The organism is Rhizobium ruizarguesonis (assembly GCF_017357285.1).
In the GTDB taxonomy this organism is placed as follows: Bacteria; Pseudomonadota; Alphaproteobacteria; order Rhizobiales; family Rhizobiaceae; genus Rhizobium; species Rhizobium ruizarguesonis.
Genome location: NZ_CP071682.1, coordinates 225,149 through 244,925, shown reverse-complemented (window position 1 = coordinate 244,925; position 19,777 = coordinate 225,149). Strand labels below are relative to the sequence as shown.

The 19,777-nt window shown below is 58.8% G+C and carries 13 protein-coding genes and 5 pseudogenes; 5 read left to right on the top strand and 13 right to left on the bottom strand.

What is annotated here, in order from left to right; translation table 11 throughout:
* Nucleotides 1-141: 141 nt before the first annotated feature.
* Together J3P73_RS35440 and J3P73_RS35435 are read right to left on the bottom strand one after the other, a co-directional pair.
* On the bottom strand, nt 142-813 hold the full coding sequence (locus tag J3P73_RS35440; protein WP_018517066.1) for an HAD family hydrolase: 672 nt from the start codon (nt 811-813) through the stop codon (nt 142-144).
* 140 nt (nt 814-953) lie between these two features.
* Nucleotides 954-2,240, bottom strand: coding sequence for a DegT/DnrJ/EryC1/StrS family aminotransferase (locus J3P73_RS35435; RefSeq protein ID WP_207580388.1), 1,287 nt, complete (start codon nt 2,238-2,240; stop codon nt 954-956).
* Nucleotides 2,241-2,699: 459 nt separating this feature from the next.
* Here J3P73_RS35435 and J3P73_RS35430 point away from each other — a divergent pair, with 459 nt between their 5' ends.
* A complete protein-coding gene (locus J3P73_RS35430; RefSeq protein ID WP_026242369.1) occupies nt 2,700-3,974 on the top strand; it encodes an ROK family protein in 1,275 nt (424 codons plus the stop codon).
* A gap of 441 nt (nt 3,975-4,415) precedes the next feature.
* Nucleotides 4,416-4,619, top strand: a pseudogene (locus tag J3P73_RS35425) (IS110 family transposase); the annotation flags it as partial.
* Nucleotides 4,620-4,674: 55 nt separating this feature from the next.
* Here J3P73_RS35425 and istB read toward each other — a convergent pair.
* Both istB and istA read right to left on the bottom strand, forming a co-directional pair.
* Nucleotides 4,675-5,475, bottom strand: a complete 801-nt coding sequence (gene istB / locus J3P73_RS35420) for an IS21-like element ISSme2 family helper ATPase IstB (RefSeq protein ID WP_130693048.1) — start codon at nt 5,473-5,475, stop codon at nt 4,675-4,677.
* Nucleotides 5,475-6,764 carry an IS21 family transposase gene (gene istA / locus J3P73_RS35415; RefSeq protein ID WP_130718813.1) on the bottom strand — a complete coding sequence of 430 codons (1,290 nt, stop codon included), beginning with the start codon at nt 6,762-6,764 and terminating at the stop codon, nt 5,475-5,477. The genes istB and istA overlap by 1 nt, the downstream gene beginning before the upstream one ends.
* Before the next feature lie 76 nt (nt 6,765-6,840).
* On the opposite strand from istA, the pseudogene J3P73_RS35410 reads away from it, so the two are divergent.
* Nucleotides 6,841-7,755, top strand: a pseudogene (locus J3P73_RS35410) (IS110 family RNA-guided transposase); the annotation flags it as partial.
* A gap of 391 nt (nt 7,756-8,146) precedes the next feature.
* Here the strand turns inward: J3P73_RS35410 and J3P73_RS35405 are convergent.
* The 3 genes and pseudogenes from J3P73_RS35405 to J3P73_RS35395 form a co-directional block, all read right to left on the bottom strand.
* On the bottom strand, nt 8,147-9,592 hold the full coding sequence (locus J3P73_RS35405) for a DUF1254 domain-containing protein (RefSeq protein WP_425328914.1): 1,446 nt from the start codon (nt 9,590-9,592) through the stop codon (nt 8,147-8,149).
* 60 nt (nt 9,593-9,652) lie between these two features.
* Nucleotides 9,653-11,119 carry a DUF1254 domain-containing protein gene (locus J3P73_RS35400; protein ID WP_207580409.1) on the bottom strand — a complete coding sequence of 489 codons (1,467 nt, stop codon included), beginning with the start codon at nt 11,117-11,119 and terminating at the stop codon, nt 9,653-9,655.
* Between the two features lie 161 nt (nt 11,120-11,280).
* Nucleotides 11,281-11,493, bottom strand: a pseudogene (locus J3P73_RS35395) (transposase domain-containing protein); the annotation flags it as partial.
* 306 nt (nt 11,494-11,799) lie between these two features.
* Between J3P73_RS35395 and J3P73_RS35390 the strand changes: the two are divergent.
* Together J3P73_RS35390 and J3P73_RS37910 are read left to right on the top strand one after the other, a co-directional pair.
* On the top strand, nt 11,800-11,979 hold the full coding sequence (locus tag J3P73_RS35390; protein WP_025393262.1) for a hypothetical protein: 180 nt from the start codon (nt 11,800-11,802) through the stop codon (nt 11,977-11,979).
* Nucleotides 11,966-13,063 (top strand): annotated as a pseudogene (locus tag J3P73_RS37910) (recombinase family protein); the annotation flags it as partial. The gene J3P73_RS35390 and the pseudogene J3P73_RS37910, both read left to right, overlap by 14 nt.
* A gap of 774 nt (nt 13,064-13,837) precedes the next feature.
* On the opposite strand, the gene tnpC reads toward J3P73_RS37910, so the two are convergent.
* From tnpC to J3P73_RS35355, 6 genes and pseudogenes are all read right to left on the bottom strand, one after another.
* A complete protein-coding gene (tnpC, locus tag J3P73_RS35380; RefSeq protein WP_245002808.1) occupies nt 13,838-15,418 on the bottom strand; it encodes an IS66 family transposase in 1,581 nt (526 codons plus the stop codon).
* 69 nt (nt 15,419-15,487) lie between these two features.
* Nucleotides 15,488-15,841, bottom strand: coding sequence for an IS66 family insertion sequence element accessory protein TnpB (gene tnpB, locus J3P73_RS35375; protein WP_207580386.1), 354 nt, complete (start codon nt 15,839-15,841; stop codon nt 15,488-15,490).
* Nucleotides 15,838-16,227, bottom strand: coding sequence for an IS66-like element accessory protein TnpA (gene tnpA, locus J3P73_RS35370; RefSeq protein WP_207580385.1), 390 nt, complete (start codon nt 16,225-16,227; stop codon nt 15,838-15,840). The genes tnpB and tnpA overlap by 4 nt, the downstream gene beginning before the upstream one ends.
* An 86-nt stretch (nt 16,228-16,313) precedes the next feature.
* A complete protein-coding gene (locus tag J3P73_RS38380; RefSeq protein ID WP_246726406.1) occupies nt 16,314-16,532 on the bottom strand; it encodes a transposase in 219 nt (72 codons plus the stop codon).
* 405 nt (nt 16,533-16,937) lie between these two features.
* Nucleotides 16,938-18,091 (bottom strand): annotated as a pseudogene (locus J3P73_RS35360) (sigma-54-dependent transcriptional regulator); the annotation flags it as partial.
* Entirely contained in the window at nt 18,088-19,773 is a 1,686-nt protein-coding gene (locus tag J3P73_RS35355; RefSeq protein WP_018517063.1) for a hydrogenase maturation protein, read from the bottom strand. The pseudogene J3P73_RS35360 and the gene J3P73_RS35355, both read right to left, overlap by 4 nt.
* Between the last annotated feature and the right edge of the window lie 4 nt (nt 19,774-19,777).

The window sequence follows — 19,777 nt, the reverse complement described above, 5'->3', positions numbered from 1 at the left end:
TTCTGGCGGGCCGAGCAATCGAGCGAGGATCGGTCAATTTGAGGTGAAGCCCGTGCACCAACCGATGCTATCGGATCCCACGATATATCCTGGACGGTGACGCTGCGATTCAAGACGCTTCGCCTGAGCGCAACTGCGTGATCACAAAGCTGCTAAGATTTGTGGCAACGCCGTCATGCGGCTAAACAGCTTTGTGGCACCTGCCTCCATCAGTTTGTCTCCATGCCCAGCAAGGCAATGAGAGCCACCCACGAAGCCAATCACCATCATCCCGGCTGCCACTGCCGCCTGAGTTCCAGCAACGCTGTCTTCAATAACGAGACAACTGCCAGCCGGTGTGTTCATATTCTGTGCTGCAAACAGAAAGAGATCCGGCGCTGGCTTACCACGCGCAACTTGCGATGCGCTGAAGACATGGGGCCAAAAGAAATCATGCAGGTCTGTGACTTTAAGAGCCAAGCAGAGCTTCGCAGCATCACTGTTCGACGCCACGCACTTCCTTAAATTGATAGCTTCCAAGGTTTGCCGAACGCCGCTGGTTGCACGCAGATCACGAGCATATCGATTTGCAACTTCGGCCATCACACGTTCATGATGATCCTCCGGTAGGCGCAAGCCGCCCTCGGATTCTATGACTGAATAACTTTGCTGGTCAGTCATTCCTATGAAGCGATCGTTATACTCTTCAGCGGATATGATATAGCCACATTTCGCCAAAGCTTCGATGTGCACCCTGGTTGCGATAAGCTCGCTATCGACGAGAACCCCGTCGCAGTCGAAGATCAGTAATTCCGGACTTTTTGAAAAAGACATACAAGGAGTCCTCGTTGTAGAATCGCTCTGAGTTTTGTCCCAGCGCAGCTTTCAATCTTCCGGGCATTGAGCAAAGTATGATTGAAAAGGATCGGATGTTGACCATTGCGGCACTGGGAAATTGGTGCGACGCGCGAGGCTCAGCCAGAAATTGCTCCTGCGGCGACCTTCGGACCTTGCTTATGAAGAGCATTCCAAACCTTGTGAAACGCCTCTGCATAAAACTTCATCAATTCGCCATCGTTGGGTGGCGCAATCTCGGAAACGTAAAACATCGTATCCAAGAGTTTCACTGTATTCGGAAAATCGGCGGCCTTCCAGTTGTCGCGAATGTCTGGAAGATATTCGAATACGGGCTTCGTGAGCCAAACACAGATAGGCACGCCTTCGGCCTGCAGCGATTTCACCACGAAATCCCTTGCAGCCGGGCCTGGCGCGAAGCCAAGTGCCGCAGGTTCGATCCGGAGGGGAAAGTTGAGCATCGAATGGTCGCAGTCAGATGGGTTGAAAAGAGGAAATATACCCACAAGCTCGCTGATCATCTCCCATAAAAGCTTGCTATTGTCTCTTCGGATTTGCAGTTGCGTATCCATCTCAGTGACCCGCAAGTTCGCTATAGATGAAGAGAATACGTTGGGCCTGTAGTTGTACCCTTGGGAATAGGGCGAGAATATTCGCGCTCCGCTCCGAGACGAGCTGGACAGCGATACGCGATCAACATGTGCAATCAAGTTGGCGTCTTCCGTGATGACAAATCCTAGCTCCCCAGCCCCAAGGTGCTTGGCGCCGTTTCCGGATAGAGCGAGTGCGTCTGCATCAAGATGCGCACCGTCGACGATTGGTTTCGCGGCGCCGATCGATTGGCAGATGTCGTCGATCACAGCAATGCCTTGAGCTCGCGCTGCAGACCTCGCGTCGGGGACGAGAACATTGTTTCCGAAAAGGTGAGTGACTAAAACTGCAGCCACGTTGGGGCCGAACTCTTCAGCGGCGGCGCACTGATCAATCCCGGCCAAGTTCATGTCGACATCAACGAAGACGGGTTGAAGACCGCTGATCGTGATTGGCCCTACCGCTCCCGGCCAATTCAATGCTGCGGTAACAACTTGCTCGCCTCGCTCTTTGACGTAGTCGAGCTCGATGTGAATGGCTGCCGTTCCGCTGCCGACAGCGCGCACTTGCCACTTCCCGGTCCACCTTGCAAGGCTTTCCTCCAAACCGCTCACAATTGGATGATTAACGCGGTGATATCTTCCACCATCCACAACTCCACGCAGGGCATCCGAGTGCTTCTTCTCCGCGGCGGGCCAAGGTGTAACACGTCCCTGGGGGACCACAGGCTTCCCACCGAAAACGGCGAGCTTCTCGACTGAGAAAGCACCAGTTGCGTTGCGAGTTATGAGCCGTAGTGCACCGAATCCGTTCATCTCGATCTCCAATCATGCTCATTAGAATGCTGATCAGCCCACACAAACGCTAGCACTGCTTTCCCAGGTATGATAGCTCAAAATAAGTATATAAAAAAGTATATGCTAAATTATATTCAAGATACGCGAGATAAAATAAGTATAATATTCGATTCTGTCGTGTATGGTCAGGCAGCTGCTTGGGCGTCACCTTGGTCAGCTTCTGCACGGAGCGCTTGGGATATTTCAATAGTTTTTAACGATTGGGCGGACAACTAAGATCACTGAATGAAGGCTTGGGACGGGAACCGGCCAAAGTTTCCCGTAAACGCCAGGTGCCGATCATAAGATGCGTTGGAAGAACAGCACATGGCCCCCAGATCATAACCCGAGCCTCACCAGATTGCGAAGAAGCGGTTAGCCCCCTGATAGTGCTGGCCGTTGGCGGCGCAATTGGTTCGGCCAACAGGATTGGATGCCATGGACTCTTTGATAAGAAGACTCGAAGCTCACCGACTGGGAGAAAGTGAGGGCAGTTCTGACGATCGCCATAAAGATGAGAGCGCTAAGGGTATAGTACCGGCCCAAAAACTGATTCCAACGCGAACCTTGGGCCCTGCGAATCGGGGCCGATTGCTGCAGGCCTTGTACGACATAGGGCCATCCAGCAGGGCGGACCTGGCCCGCCTTGCGGGTGTGACTCGAGGGACTATCGGAGGGATTGTGCAGCCCCTGATCGATCAGGGTGTTCTTGCGGAAGGAGAGGTGATCCCTCCCAACGAAGCAGGCGGCAAGCCGGCTACCAAGTTGTGGTTTTCCAAGGATGCAAGGCCAATATGCGCGGTGCTCCTGATGCACGACCGCGTGAGTGCTTGTTTGGTCTCTTTGGAGGGCAAGGTCTATGCTCAACACGCCGCCGATTTTCCGAAGAACCTTACACACCCCACCGACGCATTCCGAATTATAAGCACCTGTGTCGAAGAAACCATCGCATCTGGCAAACCGATCTTAGGGATAGGTGTAGCAGTTGCAGGAATGATCAATACGGAGACGGGCACAATCGTGACCGCCAGTCTCGGGCCATTCCTGGACGGCTTACCGCTCGAAGCCGAGTTGCACAAAAGGTTCGGCGTTACCGTGTGTGTCGATCAGGATACCAGAGCCTTGCTGGTTGGGGACCGATGGTTTGGACAAGGCCGCGGTCGGAGAAACTTCGCCTCCGTCCATATCGGCGAGACTTTGGGTGGAGCGCTTTACCTTGATGGGCATCTCTATCGGGGACCCGCAGGTGCAGGCGGCGAAATCGGTCATACGACCGTAGACATCAAAGGTCGGATATGCCAGTGCGGCCGACGTGGATGCTGGGAAACAATCGCCGGCTCGAAGTGGTTAACGGACGAGGCCAAGGTTAGGCGGTTGCCACAACCGCACTCCCTGGATGTGAGCCGATTATTGACTCTGGCCAACGACGACGTCCCAGGCGCACGAGAATTACTTCGCGACTACGCGTTCAACATTTCGGTCGGCCTGGCGAACCTCCAGCAGTTCATGGCGCCCAATTTTATCGTTATTCACGGCGACATCGTACGAGGGGGAAACCCCATGCTTCATTTAATCCAGGAAAGTTTCCGGGAATTGGTATTCCATCGCCCGGGCGATGAAATTGCCCTTGCTTTCGGAGATAGCGAATGCCTGGCGGCTTTACGCGGTGCCGCCAGTCTGCTTCTTTCTGAATTGCTGAATTTTGTCATCTAATGGCCTCCGCAATACGATCCTCAGGAAACGTCTTAAGTGGCGCCAAGGTGGGCTGCCTTTGAAAGCATCTGGCAGACGGTAGGTAGTTCTTATAGGTGGCTTTCGAACCTAAAGCACCGTCCGCTTAATCGGACGCATATCCTGGGGCTTTGAGATAGTTCCAGCATTCGGTTCTGTTGAAGAGATTGCAGATTGAGCGAGAGCGTCGGAGAGGGAATCGAAGGTTCTTGCGGCTGCGGCGCGCAGGTCAGCCTTGATCTTGGAAAATGCATCTCCATGGGATTGAGATCGGGCTGTAGGGCGGCAGAAACAGTAGCCCGGCTCCTCGTTTAACGGTAAGGCCGTATGTCCGTCTTCGCGCCTGAGGTGGCTCGCCCTACACTGGTTTTCCGAGGGTTGCTCGGACAGGCCGAGCCGATCCTCATCACAGGAGGACGAGCCGTGGCAGATTATAGAGAAGCTTTTGTCGGAATCGATGTCGCCAAGCTGAAGAATGCAATTGCTGTTGCCGAATCTGGCCGGGAAGGAGAGGTCCGCTATTTCGGCGAGGTTGATGCATCCTATGCCAGCATGCGCCGCATTATCCAGCGAATAGCCGCGAAGTTTGATCGTGTACATTTCTGCTACGAAGCTGGCCCAACCGGTTTGTCAAGCGAAGCGAAGAATTGACCCCCTTGCCGAATTGAAGAACTGACCCCCGTCATTTGTTTGTGGTTTCGTTGGTTTCGAGCGCCGCTCCGGTCTTCTGCAGAAGACCGGAGCGGCGCTTTTCGCGAAGCCGGTAGCTGTCCCCTCGGATGGTCATCACCGTCGAATGGTGAAGCAGTCTGTCCAATATTGCGGTGGCTACGACGGGGTCTCCAAAAACACTCCCCCATTCGCCGACGGAGCGGTTTGAGGTGATCAGGACCGAACCTTTCTCATAGCGCCGGGATACAAGTTGGAAGAACAGATGGGCGGCGTTGGCCTCGAAGGGAAGATAGCCCAGTTCGTCGATGATCAGCAGCTTCGGTCGCGACAGGAGTGTCAGCTGTTTGTCGAGCGTGCCGTCGCTGTGGGCCTTGGCCAGCATCGCCACCAAGGTAGCTGCCGTGACGAACTGAACGTTGTAATTCTGACGGATCGCCTCGCGGCCGAGGCTCACGGCCAGATGGGTCTTTCCCGTTCCAGGCGGCCCGAGGAACAGAACCGTATCGCCGTGGGCGATCCAGCGGCAAGTTGCCAGTTCCCTGATCTGACCTGGATCCAGCGATGGCTGCGCCTCGAAGTCGAAGCCGTCCAGTTCACGCACGAAAGGGAACTGTGCCAGCTTGCTTGACATGGAGATGCGCCGCTCATCTCGCCGTGCGATTTCGCGCGACACCAGGAACGCTAACGCTTCACGCAGGTTCATCTTTGAACGGGCCGCCTCATCCAGCAGCGTATCGAGCTGGTCGCGGATTGCCGTCAACTTCAGCCGATCGAGAGTTGCGATCAGCAAGTCGTGGTCAACGTTTGCCATCACCATCCTCCTCCGACGACAGCTTCGTATTCCGCAAGCGGACGCAAAAGAGCGGGAAGCGGAAGCTCAACGGGTGCGATGGCTCGCACCAGTCCATCTGCTCCGGCCACGCCGACAAAATGAGCCCGGTCTACGATCCGTTGTCGCCGTCCTGCGCAAACCGCATGATCGGCCACCACCTGGCCGGCATGTCGTATGATGACGCGGCCAGCCAACACCACTACCTGAACACTCTCGCCGATCAGGCGCCAGGGAACCGAATAGCTGTTCGTGTCGAGGTCGACGGCGCAATCTGACTGAACTTTGCGAACGAGATCCCGCAACTGTCCAAACGGTGCCCGACCCGCCAGGGGGCGTAGCGCCTTCGCCTCATCGCCAAACCGATCTGCCGGTTTGATGCCGGTGGTCCCGTGCTCGCGCTGATCGGCAACCTCGCGTGTCCACCGATCTAGATGTGCCTCAAATGCGGCCCAGCTCTCGAAGCGGCGACCAGCGATTGCGTTCTTCTTGACGTAACCAACCCCGCGCTCGTCCTTGCCTTTCGTGCGGGCTCGATATGGTGCGCAAGCCCGTGGCATGAAGCCCCAGTACCGAGCGAAGGCATGCAGACGCTCATTGAATCTCACCTCACGCGTCACCGCATCATGATGCTCGACCAGAGCCTTGGCATTGTCGATCAGCACTTCCGCGGGAATTCCCCCGAACCGCAGGAAAGCGCCTTCCATTCCTTCGAACCAGTCCGTTTGGCGCTCCCTGAGCGAGACACGCGTGTGCAAACGACGCGAGTAACTGAGCGTTCCGACGAACACGTGGATGCGAACCCGCTCGCCCCCGATCCACACCTTCGTGTCGCCAAAGTCGATCTGCATTTGATGGCCAGGAGCCGTCTCAAAGCGAACTGTCGCACGTTTCTGCGCCTTCAATTCCCGCCGCCAATGACGAACTCTCAATTCCACTGAGCGCAGGCCGATGATGATGCCGTGCTCACTCGCCAACTCCTGACGGATTACATCTGAGTTGCCATCGTGCCGGAAAAAGCGCTCGCGTAGCCAGTCATCAAGTCCATCGAAAGCAGTTCGACGAACCGGCCTTTTGAAAGGTGTTGCGCCGCCCTCTCGTAGATATCGCCGAACCGTATTACGGGCACAGCCGAATTCCTTCGATAAGCGCTTGGCGCCCCAACCCAGCTCATGCAGCCGCAACATTGCCACCACCTCATCAGCCTGAAGCATATCCCCGTCCTGCATCGTTCGCGACAATGCAGGATGCGTCGAAATCTCGTTCGTCATCCATCTCTCCTCGTTTTGATACGAGGGGTCAGTTCTTCGTTTCGTTAGGGGGTCAATTTCTCATTTCGCCCGACACGGTTACGGCCTGCATCGGCTGATCCAATCCCTTGGCCATGAATGCATGGTTGTCGCTCCGTCATTGATTCCAAGGAAGCCAGGCGACAGGGTGAAGACAAACCGTCGAGATGCACTCGCGCTCGCCCGGCTATTGAGGGCCGGCGAGCTCACAGCGGTGTGGGTTCCCGATGAGGGTCATGAGGCGATGCGAGACCTCGTTCGCGCCCGGGCTGCAGCAGTCGAGACGTTGCGGGTTCACCGACAACAGATCAGCGCCTTCATGCTCAAGCATGGTCGCATCTATCCACGCAAGAAGGGCTGGACGATGCGATATCTGTGCTGGCTGCAGGAGCAACAATTCGATCACCCCGCGCATCAGATCGCTTTGCAGGAAATGGTCGAGGCGGTGCGCGTCTCGAAGGAGCGCGTCGAACGACTGGAGAAGGTCATCGAGGAATTCGTACCGAACTGGTCTCTTGCGCCGGTCGGCCGATCTCTACAGACGCTAAGAGGGGTCGATCTGATCGTGGCCGTCACCTTTGCCACGGAGGTCGGCGACGTGAGCCGATTTGAAAGCCCGCGCCAACTGATGGGCTATCTCGGCCTGGTACCTGGCGAGCGATCAACGGGTGAAACGGTTCGACGAGGTGCGATTACCAAGGCTGGCAACGGCCGGGTTCGGCACATGTTGGTCGAGAGCGCCTGGACTTATCGCCATCCGCCAAAGGTCGGCGCGAGGAAGCTGTACCGTCTGGAGCAAGCGCCGCCGAAAGTGCGGGAGATAGCATGGAAGGCTCAGAACCGGTTGACGGCTCGTTATCGAATGTTGACCGGACGCGGAAAGCGAACGACGGTGGTTTGTACCGCCATTGCCCGTGAGCTGACCGGCTTCATGTGGGCTGTTGCAAGGGAGGCGCAGGCGATCAGATCATAGATCGCCACATCGAACTTGCACCTCGCGCATGGGCGGGGGCGGAACAACGGCAGGGGAACACCCGTCAGACGCTTTGTGGCCGGCATTTGACCGACGCCCGCAGTAAGATCGGAGCAGCCCCGGACGCACTATCGGGAATGCGGTAGCCAATCCGCGCATCAGAGCTTGATCACCGACGTCCTTGAGTTCCGCCTCCACCCATACGCGATCATCATCATGAACAGCCGTTCGTTTGGGCGGTCGGTTCCTCGCGCCTAAAGCATTGACAACGGACATCAGAGCGCTGTCGTTCTGGCACCTTGACCACGATGCTTTATGCCGTTCGAAGACGGTTGCCATGACGAGGACGCTAGGTTCGCGCCAAAGCTGACTTCCGCGAACTGCTGTGCCGCTAGTTTCCTGATTTAACTCTCGGTGGCGTCCACACGCCACCGACTACGTCGGACTTGGGCCAGTATGCACGTACATAAAGCGAGAACGAACCGGATTTTGGCGCAGGCAGCCAGTTCGCTTCACGCGACTTCTCCGGACGTTCGGCCTGCACGTAGATGGTCAGCGAGCCGTCTTCGTTGAACTTCATCGCCTTGTTCTTGGTGCCGACCGAATACCGCTTGATCTCATTCGGTTCGAAAAAATGGTGCTCGTTGTAGAGCGTCAAGGACCAGAACCCGTTCACGGGCGGTGTCTGTCCCTTGGCAAAGGTGACCGTGTAGTTCCTGGAACCATCGAGCCGGTTCCCACTCTCATCGAGGTCCTGGTAGAAATATTTGGTCTCGCTCGGCGCGTTGACGAAGATGTTAGATTTGGCCGCTGCGGTGCGGGTGTAATAGTCAGTACCGAACGCGGCGTTGTTGTTCGTCGTCGTCCAATTATGCGGCAAGGGTATCCCGTAATTACGGAACTGGAAGAGCGGTTCGACCAGTGACTTGTCAGCGTCCACCGCCGCCGCATCGACTGCTTTGCGAATCTCCGGATTGTTCTTTGCCGCCTCGATGACGCTCAAGACCTGCGCATAGCGCGCTTCTTCTCCGGGCATGGGTGGAGCGTCGGCAAGGGCGATCGGGAGGCTATCCATGAATGTTTGCGGGGGGACCCAAGGCGTTTCGGAATTGCCTGAACCTTCCGCGGCGATCCTCTTCACCGCCTTCCAATCCTTCGTCTTCATCATTCCGTCGAACTGATCGAGCGGATACATCATGATGCCCGAGAGTGAGGACTGGATGGCCTTGCGATCTTCGTCACTATCGTCCTGGAAGACGCGCGGAATGACGTTGCCGGTATTGGTGGACGACCGAAAGACCTTGGTAATACCTTTGGGTGTCTCGCCCTTCCAATTTGGTCCAACAAGCATGTAGAAGCCCGGTTGGGTGCCGTACATCTTGCCGAGCTGGGCAAAGCTGTCGGTTCGGAGATCGACGACCTGATAGACCCAGAAGCGATCGCCGAAGTCGGGGACCTGGATGACGACAGGCGACTGGTCAAGCGCAAGCAAGCCCGCACCGTAGACGACGTCCTGGTTCGGGCATGCCACTGCACGCTCGTCAGGTTCGATATAGTCGGTCAGCATGGTCAGTTGGTTGAGGGGTGCGAGCGGTGCGCCGCCCGAGATTACATTGTCAGGAAGCTTGGAGAAGGTGATCCGGCGATTGGTGATGTTGACGAGCGGCCACGCCCAAAAGAAGGCGTCTCGTGTCACCAGCGCCGCGTATTCCGGGGTAATGCGCGTGCCGGCCACCGGCCCTGTTGGCATCGCAGCACTCCAGCCGGGCGACTGGCGGATCGGTTCTGCGCGGGCAACGACGCCGGAAACGCTCAGGGCAAAAAGGGTTGTGGCCATTATGGCATAGCGATGAAACATCGAGGTCTCCGTGATTGGCAGATGTTTGGGCCGAAAGGATCAAGGCTGCTTGACGATGTCGTCCGGCCTCCAGGTCTTGTCGAAGAATGCCTTGATCGGGCCGTAGAGGCGGAGCGTCGTGAACCAGCCTTTGCCAGGGATCGTCGCGATCCAGTTCTTGCCCGGTCCAGGCGATTGAGGCCCGAAATAGATGTCGGTCGAGCCGTCTGCATTCTGCTTCGGCTTGTCCATCGTGTTGAGCGACGGAAAGGGTTGCCCGTTGTCGAGGCCGGACCCGGTGATCGGATCGTAGACGGTCACTGACCAGAAGATTTTCGCAGGAATGTCCTTGGGTAGTACGAGCTTGTAACTGCGGTCGCCGGACAGGTAGTCGCCATCGGCGTCCTTGAACGCATTAGGATATTTGGCTCCCACATTCTCCATGCTGAGCGCCATGCCGGGACTGGCGGAATAGGCATAGGTGAAGAAGCTTGAGCGTTCGTCGATCTGGTTGAACGTGTCGCCCGCAAAGTTGGCGTTCGTCGGAAACGGGTTGATCCACTGACGGTCATCATAATATTTGACCGATGTCGGCCCGTAGGCGAAGGCGTGGCTCATACGTGAGGCGGTCTTGGCAGCCTCGTCGAGCACTGACTTCATCCTCTCGTCCGGCTCGAACGGCTGACCCTTGACGATGCCGAGATCGGCCGCCATGCCGCGCATCTCGAAATCCTTCGGATCGGCATATTCGTGCGCGATGAAGCGGGACAGCATCTCGAATGCGGAGCCGTCTTGGGGATAGAGCATGTTGACGGCCACGCCGGAGGCATCGGGAAACTCCATCTTCTTCGCGGACGCCTCTTTACCAAGTGGGTAGATTCTCGTTTGTTCGATGACCTTGACGGGCGCATCTAGCTGTTTGGGGTCCTGGAAAAAGCCGCGCCAGAAGACGAACACACCATAAGTACCCGAGCGGTAAGTGAGATAACCCTGTGGAATATCGCCGGAGTAGTCGGGAGGAAGGATCAGGTATTTGCCTCCCTTGCCTTTGTCCGGCCCTGGAAGGCCCACGTCGCCTGCCCAGGCGCGGCCATCGATCTGTTCTTCTGACGGGATCGGCCGCTGGAAGAAGTCGTCGAGGATTCCCTGAAGGCCGGGCGGCACCTCGATCACCATCGGACCGTCTTCCTTGAGGTCGAGGTAGCCGAGCGCGTAGACCACGTCAGAGTTCGGCGTCGTGATTAGGGTCTTGGCATTGAGGCGCTTCTTGAAGACGGGCAGGACATTGTAGCCTTTGCCAAACTTCGCCTCGGAGCCTTCCTTCATGGCGTACATGTTGAGTGCAGGCAGAGCCCAGAGATAAGTCTGGGTCGCGCGTTGGAAAAGCAGTTCGTCCTGCAGCTTTGCGACGTCGTCTTGTGCCAGATAGCCATGACTGTAAGGGACATCGGCCAGGCTGTCATCCGCCGCAAAGCTATTGGTGCTGGCAGCGATCAGCAACGCGACCGTATTGGCTAACTTCCGGATAAAATTCGACAATGGTTGCTCCTGTGAAATTTAGGAGCGATCGAAACAGAAACACAACTCTTCGGCAAGTACGTAACAGTAAATGCGGTGGTAAACTGCCCATGATTGCATCGGAAGGGATTCAAAAGCCGGTTCGGCCGACAGAAGCCCTTGGGCACATATTATCCTGCCGGGTAATTCCAAGGCAGGAGACCCTCAATCTGGCTCTGCATATGGCCGTTGACGATCGCGGTGAGCGTAGCGGTCAAATAGGCCTGCGGATCAACAGTGTTAAGCTTGCAGGTCTCGACGAGGGGGGCGATGGTCGCCCAGTTCACGGCTCCAGCGTCATGTCCAGCGAAGAGCGAGTTCTTTCGATTAAGGGCCATCCCCCGTTCATTCTGCCCATGTCGGCGACGAAGTCGAAGTCCATTATCGCTGGCATCCGTATTTCGGCCAAAAGGTGTCTGTTCGGCGCGTCGAAGAACGAGCGACAGGTCGGTTTTTGAAGGTTTTGGGACCGACAGGTGTCGTGATCGCGATTTCGGGGTGGATGATTGATCCTGTGGTGTGCAGCGGCATGACCATGGGAACGGCACGCGTCGATCTTGCGGCGCTGATCGAACTGAACAGACTGGTCTCAGGCGGTGCGAAGGCGGCACTCTTCCGAGGTGAACATAGAATCACTCAGGAGGAAGATGATGAGATCCCGCAACACGCTGGTGCCGGCGTCGGGCCGGCAGCTCGACCTGATATTCAAAACCCGCACGCTCGACGGACTGAGCGACAAGGATCGCAAGAAGGCGATATCAACACTGGCTTGCCTGCTGATGCAGGCGGCCGGTCTGGCCGTCGAGGAGCTCAACGATGATCAGCACTGATCTGATTCCGACAGTGCTGCTTGAACGCAAGGCCGTCGTTTACGTTCGGCAGTCCACTCAGTCACAGGTGATGACCAATCTGGAAAGCCAGCGACGGCAGTATGACCTTGTTGACGTCGCACGACAGCGCGGCTTTCTCGACGTTGAGGTCATCGACGATGACCTCGGACGCTCCGCCAGCGGAACGGTCGCGCGCCCCGGCTTCGATCGTCTCGTCGCCCTGCTGTGCGCCGGCAAAGTTGGTGCCGTTTTATGCTTCGACGCCTCACGGCTCGCACGTAACGGCCGCGACTGGCACCATCTGCTCGAACTATGTGGCCTCGTTGAAGCCCGCGTCATAGATCACGATGGTGTCTACAATCCATGTCGGCCCAATGATCGTCTGCTGCTGGGGATGAAGGGCAGTATCAGCGAGTTCGAACTTGGCGTGCTGAGAGCCCGCATGCTCGATGCCGCCAGATCGAAAGCGCGCCGTGGCGAATTGCGACTTTCCGTTCCGTTCGGCTACATTTGGCATCGGGAGGCGGGGCTTGGACTGGACCCCGATCTGCGTCTGCAAGACGTAATCCGATCTATATTCGCACGCTTCCACGAGCTTGGAAGCGCGCGTCAGATGCTGCTGTCGATGACGAAAGATCAAATCCACTTTCCGCGGCCGTCGGATGAAAGGCGCATGACCAACTTCGTCTGGACGCCGGTCCGTTATCGCAATGTAATCGGCATCCTCAAAAACCCCTTCTACGCCGGCGTCTACGTCTATGGGAAGAGCGAGAAGCGGACTGCCATCGTTGATGGACGAGCGCGTCGCAGCTATGGGCATGGCAAGCCTGTCGGCACCTGGGAGGTGATGATCCGGGATCATCACGAAGGTTACATCAGTTGGGACGAGTACGAGCGCAACCAACAGCAATTGGCGCTCAATAATTATGGCCGCTCGGGCGGGACTAAATCGGGCCGTGGCGGCAAAGCGTTATTATCGGGACTCCTGACCTGCGGACGGTGTGGGCGGCGGCTGAGTGTTGCTTATACGGGCAATCCACACAATCCTGTCTATCGCTGCGACAAGCAGAATCTAATGATGGGCTTGCCCCGGTGCATGACGTTCGGTGGCCCGAAGGTCGATGCGGCGGTTGCGCGCGAGTTGTTGCGCGCGGTAGAACCGTTAGCGATCGAAGCGACCTTTGAAGCAGAGCGGATGCACCGGGAGCGGCAAGAAGACCAGCGGCACATTCACGACCTGGAGCTACAACAGGCTCGCTACGAGGCCAGCCTGGCTGAGCGTCGCTATGCGGCATGCGATCCCGACAATCGTCTCATCGCCGCGCAGCTTGAGAAGAATTGGGAAACTGCATTACGCCGCGTGCGGGATCTGGAGGAGCGCAAGCCTGCCGACAGTCCTTCGACAATAGCGGTCGATCCAGGCACTTTCGCGAACTTGGCCGACAATCTCTTAGCTGCCTGGGAGTCGCCCGATGTGACCATGCGCGTGCGCCAGCAACTGCTGCGTACACTCATCGCCGACATTGTCGTTGATGTCGACGATGCGGTGCGTGACGTCGTGCTGACGATCCATTGGAAGGGCGGCCAGCATTCGGAACTCAAGGTCCGTAAGCCTCAGACCGGTGAACACGGTTGTGCCACCACTGAGGATGCCCTGGCGGTGATGCGCAGCATGGCTGGTCGCTGGTCCGATGAACATATCGCCGCGTCGCTGAATCGAATGGGCATGCCAACGGGGCAAGGAAAAACCTGGACCGCCCATCGGGTCGCTTCTGTAAGGCGGGTACGTGCGATCCACGCGTACAAATCAGCCGACAAAGACGGCGAATGGCTGACCATGACTGAGGCTGCGGCGGCATTAGGCGTAACTAACCATCGAATACGCCATCTGATAAAGATGAAGGTGTTGTCCGCCGAGCAGGTGGTTCGCGGTGCGCCGTATCAAATCAGGGTCAGCGACCTGGCTTCTGCGACGGTCCAAGCCGCGATAGCCCTGAAGGGCCGCCCGTGTCGCATTGCTGACACGGAGACGCTTCCAATGTTTACAGATACTTAGAGAAGGAGCGCACAATGACTCAGGTCCGGCAATTGGCCTGATGGTTCGCTCGACGCTGTTGTTATCGATCTCGATGCGCCCGTCGGTCAGGAACAGCTTCAGGCCATCCCAGTATTTGGCAATGTAGGCCAAAGCTTCGCCGAGCGGGGACTTGGTCGCGACACGGGCGCGGTGATGGACGAGCCAGGTCTGCATGTCGGCGATCAGCGACGCTGACCGATCCTGCCGTCCAGCAAGACGAACCTCCGGATCAAGGCCACGCAATTCGGCTTCGATCCGATACAGTTCACCGATCCGTTTGACGCCGTCCTCGGCAATCGGTGCTGAGCCGTTGCGGGTGATTTCCACCAGCTTGCGCCGGGCGTGGGCCCAACAATAGGCAAGCCGAATGTTCGGGCCGACACGGTCAGGTGCGATCAGCCTATTGTATCCGGCATAGCCATCGACCTGCAGGATGCCGGAGAAGCCCCGCAATATCCGTTCGGCATGAATGCCCCCGCGACCAGGCGCATAGGTGAAGGCCACAACCGGTGGAGCGCTGCCGCCCCATGGGCGATCATCCCGCGCCAAAGCCCAGAAGTATCCGGTCTTGGTTTTGCGCGAGCCGGGATCGAGAACCGGAGCACGGGTCTCGTCCATGAACAGCTTGGTTGAGCGCTTCAGGTCGGCAATCAGTGCATCGAAGACGGGACGCAATTCGAACGCTGCCCGGCCGACCCAATCGGCAAGCGTGGACCGGTCGAGATCGATACCCTGGCGGCTCATGATCTGGGCCTGACGGTAAAGCGGAAGATGATCGGCGTATTTGGAAACCAGCACATGGGCCACTGTAGCTTCCGTCGGTAAGCCCGCTTGGATCAACCGTGCCGGAGCCGAAGCTTGAACGACGCCGTCGGTGCAGGCACGGCACGCATATTTAGGGCGGCGAGTGACGATGACGCGGAACTGCGCCGGGACCAGGTCCAACCGCTCGGAAACATCCTCACCAATGCAATGCAGGCAACCGCCGCAGGCGCAGATCAAGCTTTCCGGCTCGATCACCTCTTCGACACGGGGAAGATGCCTTGGAAGGGAGCCGCGATTGATCGCGCGTGGTTTGGTAATCCTGTTTCCAACAGGAACGTCCGCCTCATCCTCGGCATGGATCCCTGCGATGGCCGTTTCCAGGTCTTCCAGTGCCAGATCGAACTGGTCGGGATCAGTCTTCTCGGACTTGCGGCCAAAGGCGGCCTGCTTGAAGGCGGCGACCAGCCTCTCAAGCCGTTCGATCCGCTCATCCTTGCGGGCAATCTGGGCGTCTTTGCCTGCCTCGCTTAGCCGAGCCGCGATCAGCATCGCCTTCAGGGCGGCAACGTCATCGGGAAAATCGGCGGCATCCAGCATGACCAGAAGTTACCAAATCCCGGCCCGTTTTGCCTTTGGAATTTGCCGTGCTGAGTCATCGTGCCGCAGCTATTCGGCAGTCTCCGGCGTTCTCGTCTGGACGGCATGTACCCGCCGCCAATCAAGGCCTGCAAACAGGGCTTCGAACTGGGCGTGGGTCAGCGTCATCAGTCCATCCTTGATGCCGGGCCAGGTGAAGGTGTGCTCTTCCAGCCGCTTGTAGGCCAGCACAATCCCGCTGCCATCCCAGTAGATCAGCTTCAACCGGTCCGCCTTGCGCGACCGGAACACGAAGACTGTTCCCGTGAACGGGTCCTTGTGCAACTCGTTCTTCACCAGCGCCGCCAATCCGTCATGCCCCTTGCGGAAGTCGACTGGTTTGGTCGCTACCATGATCCGAACGCGATTCGATGGAAAGATCATGTCGCCGCTGCCAAGACACGCGCGATGGCGGCGATCCGGGCAGCAGACGCACCTTCCTCAAGACGGATGGTGACAGGGCCGACGACAATCTCGGCGCGGGAGACTGCTTTGGCCGTCGGCGGCTCCGGTGCGGGCATCTCGACAACCATGGCCGCGAATTCGACTGCGTCTTCCGGCTCGGGCAAGACCAGCTTGCCCTGCCGCGCCAGTGTTCGCCAGGACGACAGGTGATTGGCCTTAATGCCATGGCGTTCGGCTACTTCGTTCACCATCACGCCCGGACGCAAACTCTCCGAAACGATCCGTGCCTTGACCTCGTCCGGCCACTGACGATGAGCCTCCCGTCGGCTCCGCCGTGTCGTGAGGACCTCCAACGTACTCTCCATGGAGAAACTCCTTGTCGCTCGTCCATGGAATGTCGATCACAGATCAAGCGACAGCGGGCAATGTGGAGATGGAACACCGGTTACGTTTAACGGCCTGTGCCGCGCTGTGTGCTTTTGTGAACGACGAGGTTGTCGAGAATGACGAGATCACCGGGTTCAAGTGTTGGCGAGAGCTGTGTCTGGACATAGGTCTCGGACGAGACGCGGTTCATGGCGTGATGGATGATCCACGGCGCGGTCAGGCCGTAACAGCGCAATGCTGCGATGAAGGTCTGCGTCCCCCAATGCGCGAACGGAGCATCCATTCGCAATCGTTCGCCGCGCAGGCAGCGTGACCACGTAGCCGGACCATCTTCGTGTTCACGGATGTTTCGTCAATGAACAAAAGACGATGCGGTTCCAGTCGCATTCGTGGCTGACGCTTGCCGATCCAGACGTCACGGTCCAGCCGCACCGTCGCGCGTGCGCGTTCGACGCCATCAGGGCTTGTTTAATATGTGAGCCCGTGGGCCACCAGGACACGCGACAGTGACGAGTGGAACCCGAACACCATCCGTGCCATCAAGCTTGTCAGCGGTTCCGGCATGGTGATGTCGGGCTTGCGCTCGACCTCAGCGGTAACCGGCGTTCCACTCCCACATTCCTCTCTTCGCCCTAATCTGTGATCGGCTTTCCATGGACGAGCGAAGGGAGTTTCTCCATGGAGAGTACAGCTCGCGCACATTACCCGGCCACCCGTAAGCCGTCATGAGGTCGAGTGTCCGGGGGTGGAAGCCGGCGACTTGCCGGTTGAACGACTGGTTGATCTGGGTAAGGATCCGCGCTGCGATCGCGGGAATGTCCTCCACCCGGTCCTTGAGCGCCGGCATGTGGATCGGAAAGGCCGCGAGCCGGTAATGAGGTCGCGACGAAACCGGCCGGCCGCCACCTCGGCGAGCAGGTTGCGGTTGGTGGCCGAGATCACCCGGACATTGACCTTGCGTGGCCGCAGGGCGCCCAGCGGCCGGATCCCGCCCTCCTGCAATACGCGCAGCAGCTTGACCTGGAAGGCGGGCGAGGTTTTCGCCGATCTCGTCGAGAAAGATCGTGCCGCTGTCGGCGAGTTCGAAAAGGCCGATACGATCCTGATAGGCGCCGGTATAGGCGCCCTTCTTGCAGCCAAAGAGCTCGCTTTCGAGCAGGTCATCCGGAAGGGCGCCGCAATTCTCCACAACAAAGGATTTTTCGGCTCGGGCCGATTCCTGATGGATGGCGCGCGCCAGCAATTCCTTGCCGGTCCCCGAGGCACCGGTAATGAGGACCGAGACATCGTAGCGCGCGGCGCGGCGGGCGAGTGTGATGGGGCCGACCAGCGGGCTGTCGCCGCGGTGAACGATGCGGTCGAAGCCGAAGGACTGGCTCTGGCTGCGGCGGCGATCGCTGATGACCTTCTTGAGCGCCTCGCTCGCCGGCTTCACCTCGATGCGCATATCGGTGACTCGTGCTGCAGACGCCAGAGATTGGCGCTTTCGCGAACGCAGTCGATCAGTTTGTCGGGGCTCCACGGCATGGTGATATATTGGTAGATGCCGGGATTGTTGACGCCCTCGATAATGTCGCTGGAATCGGTGTAGCCGGAAATGATGATGCGGATCGTGTCAGGCCAGAGTTCGCGCACGCGCTTCAAGAATTCGACGCCGGATTCGCCGGGCATGCGCTGGTCGCACAAGATCACCTGCACCATCTCGCCTTCCAGCACTTCCTCGGCTTCCTTGGCGTTGCGCGCGCCGATGACCTCGAATTCGTCGGACAGAACCCGCTGAATCGCCTCGATCGAGCGCACCTCGTCATCGACGACGAGAACGGTAGCGTGCGGGTTCGTCATCGCATGGTCCTCCCGCGGTCAGCCTCGTCGCCGGTTGCACGGTGGATCGCGAGCGTGAGGGGCGTGCGCGACTTGGGCGTCTTGCGGATAAAGTTGTAGCGCGCCACGTGATAGCTCGGATCGAAGCCGTAGAAATTGCGCCGCATGCGCCGCAATTCCTCCTCGCGATAGGCGGCAAGCGGTTTCTCGGCCTCGTCGCGGCCGCGCCGTGCCTGCTTGGCGGCAATGCGTCCGGCAAGTTCGGGAGACGCCGCGAGTTCCGCGACGGCGCGGTGCAATACCTGCTCGGCAGCGTCGATATTGCCCGGCAGGCGCCGAGTCGCGAGCCCAAACTCAAGGGCCTCGTCGATCCCCATCGGCAGCCTCGCCTGCATTACGCGGCGGGCGCGATCCTCGCCGACGCGGGCGGGCAGGAGATAGGTCCAGTATTCCGAACCGTAAAGATTGCCCATGTCCTTGTAATGCGGATTAAGAATGACGCCCTCGCGCATCCACACCTCGTCGGCAGCGAGCGAAAGGAAGACGCCGCCGGCGCCGGCATTGCCGAGCACGGCGGCGATCACCAGCCGATCGTCGGTCACGATGATCTCGCGCACCAGCTCGTTCATCGCGTTAATGTTGCGCCAAGATTCGTCGGCGGCGCTGTCGGCGCTCTCGATGATGCCGAGATGGATGCCGTTCGACCAGCAATCCGCGTCGCCCTGCAGCACAAGAACCGGAAGCGCACGCGCCTTCGCCGTCACGATCGCTTCCCGCAAAATATCACAATCCTCCGACGACATCGCACCGTTGTGGAAGCGGAACTCGAGGACGCCGACACCATTCTCCTCGCGGTAGCGGCAGGGTTGCGGCCGCGCCACGATCGGCAGAACGTCCGCGTCTACCCCAAGAAGCCGCAGCGCCGGCAGTTTCAGGCTCCGCGCTTCCGGCCGGCGAAGATGGGCGACCCAAAGCGCGCCTTCGCGGAAGGCCATGGCCACCGCCTGCCGTGACCGTCCGACCAGAGTGCCGGGCGGCCCCGCAAGCCCCTCCGCTGGCTCGGCGTCGAACACCAGGAATGTCTGGCCGACGATCGTCAGCAACGCGCCGGGATCTCCGTCCGAGGCCCGGATTATCCGGAGCGCTTCCTCGGCGGAATGAAGCGCGGGATCGAGCATGCGGTCGGACTTCCGGCAAGCGGACCGCTCGCGCCCGCGGCCCCAATTGGCCGGCATGACCGGACCTTCCCCGCGCTCGATGCGACCGAGCGCCTCGAAGACGCAGGCGGTGGCCGCCTCCGTTACCTCGCGGCGATAGAGGCTCGATTTCCGCGCGGGGCGCATCGGGAACTCCCGCCACGCCCAGACGGGGCCGGCATCCATTTCTTCCCGGGCCTCGATCAGCGTCACGCCCCAGCGCGCCTCGCTTTCGAGGATCGCCCAGTCAAGCGCACTCGGTCCCTTGTCGCCCCGGATGCCTGGATGAACGATCAGACAGAGCGTCCGGCGCCAGACGTCGGCCGGGATCGGCCGCTTGAGGAAGGGGGCAATTATGAGATGCGGCGAGAAGAGTGCGACGGCCTCGCGGGTGAGGTCGTCATGGATGTCAAGTTCGACCGACACTTCGTGTCCTGCCCGCCTCAGATCGACATGCAAGCGCTGGGAGAGCGAGTTGAAGCTGTGGCAGAGAAGCAGGATGCGCATCGTC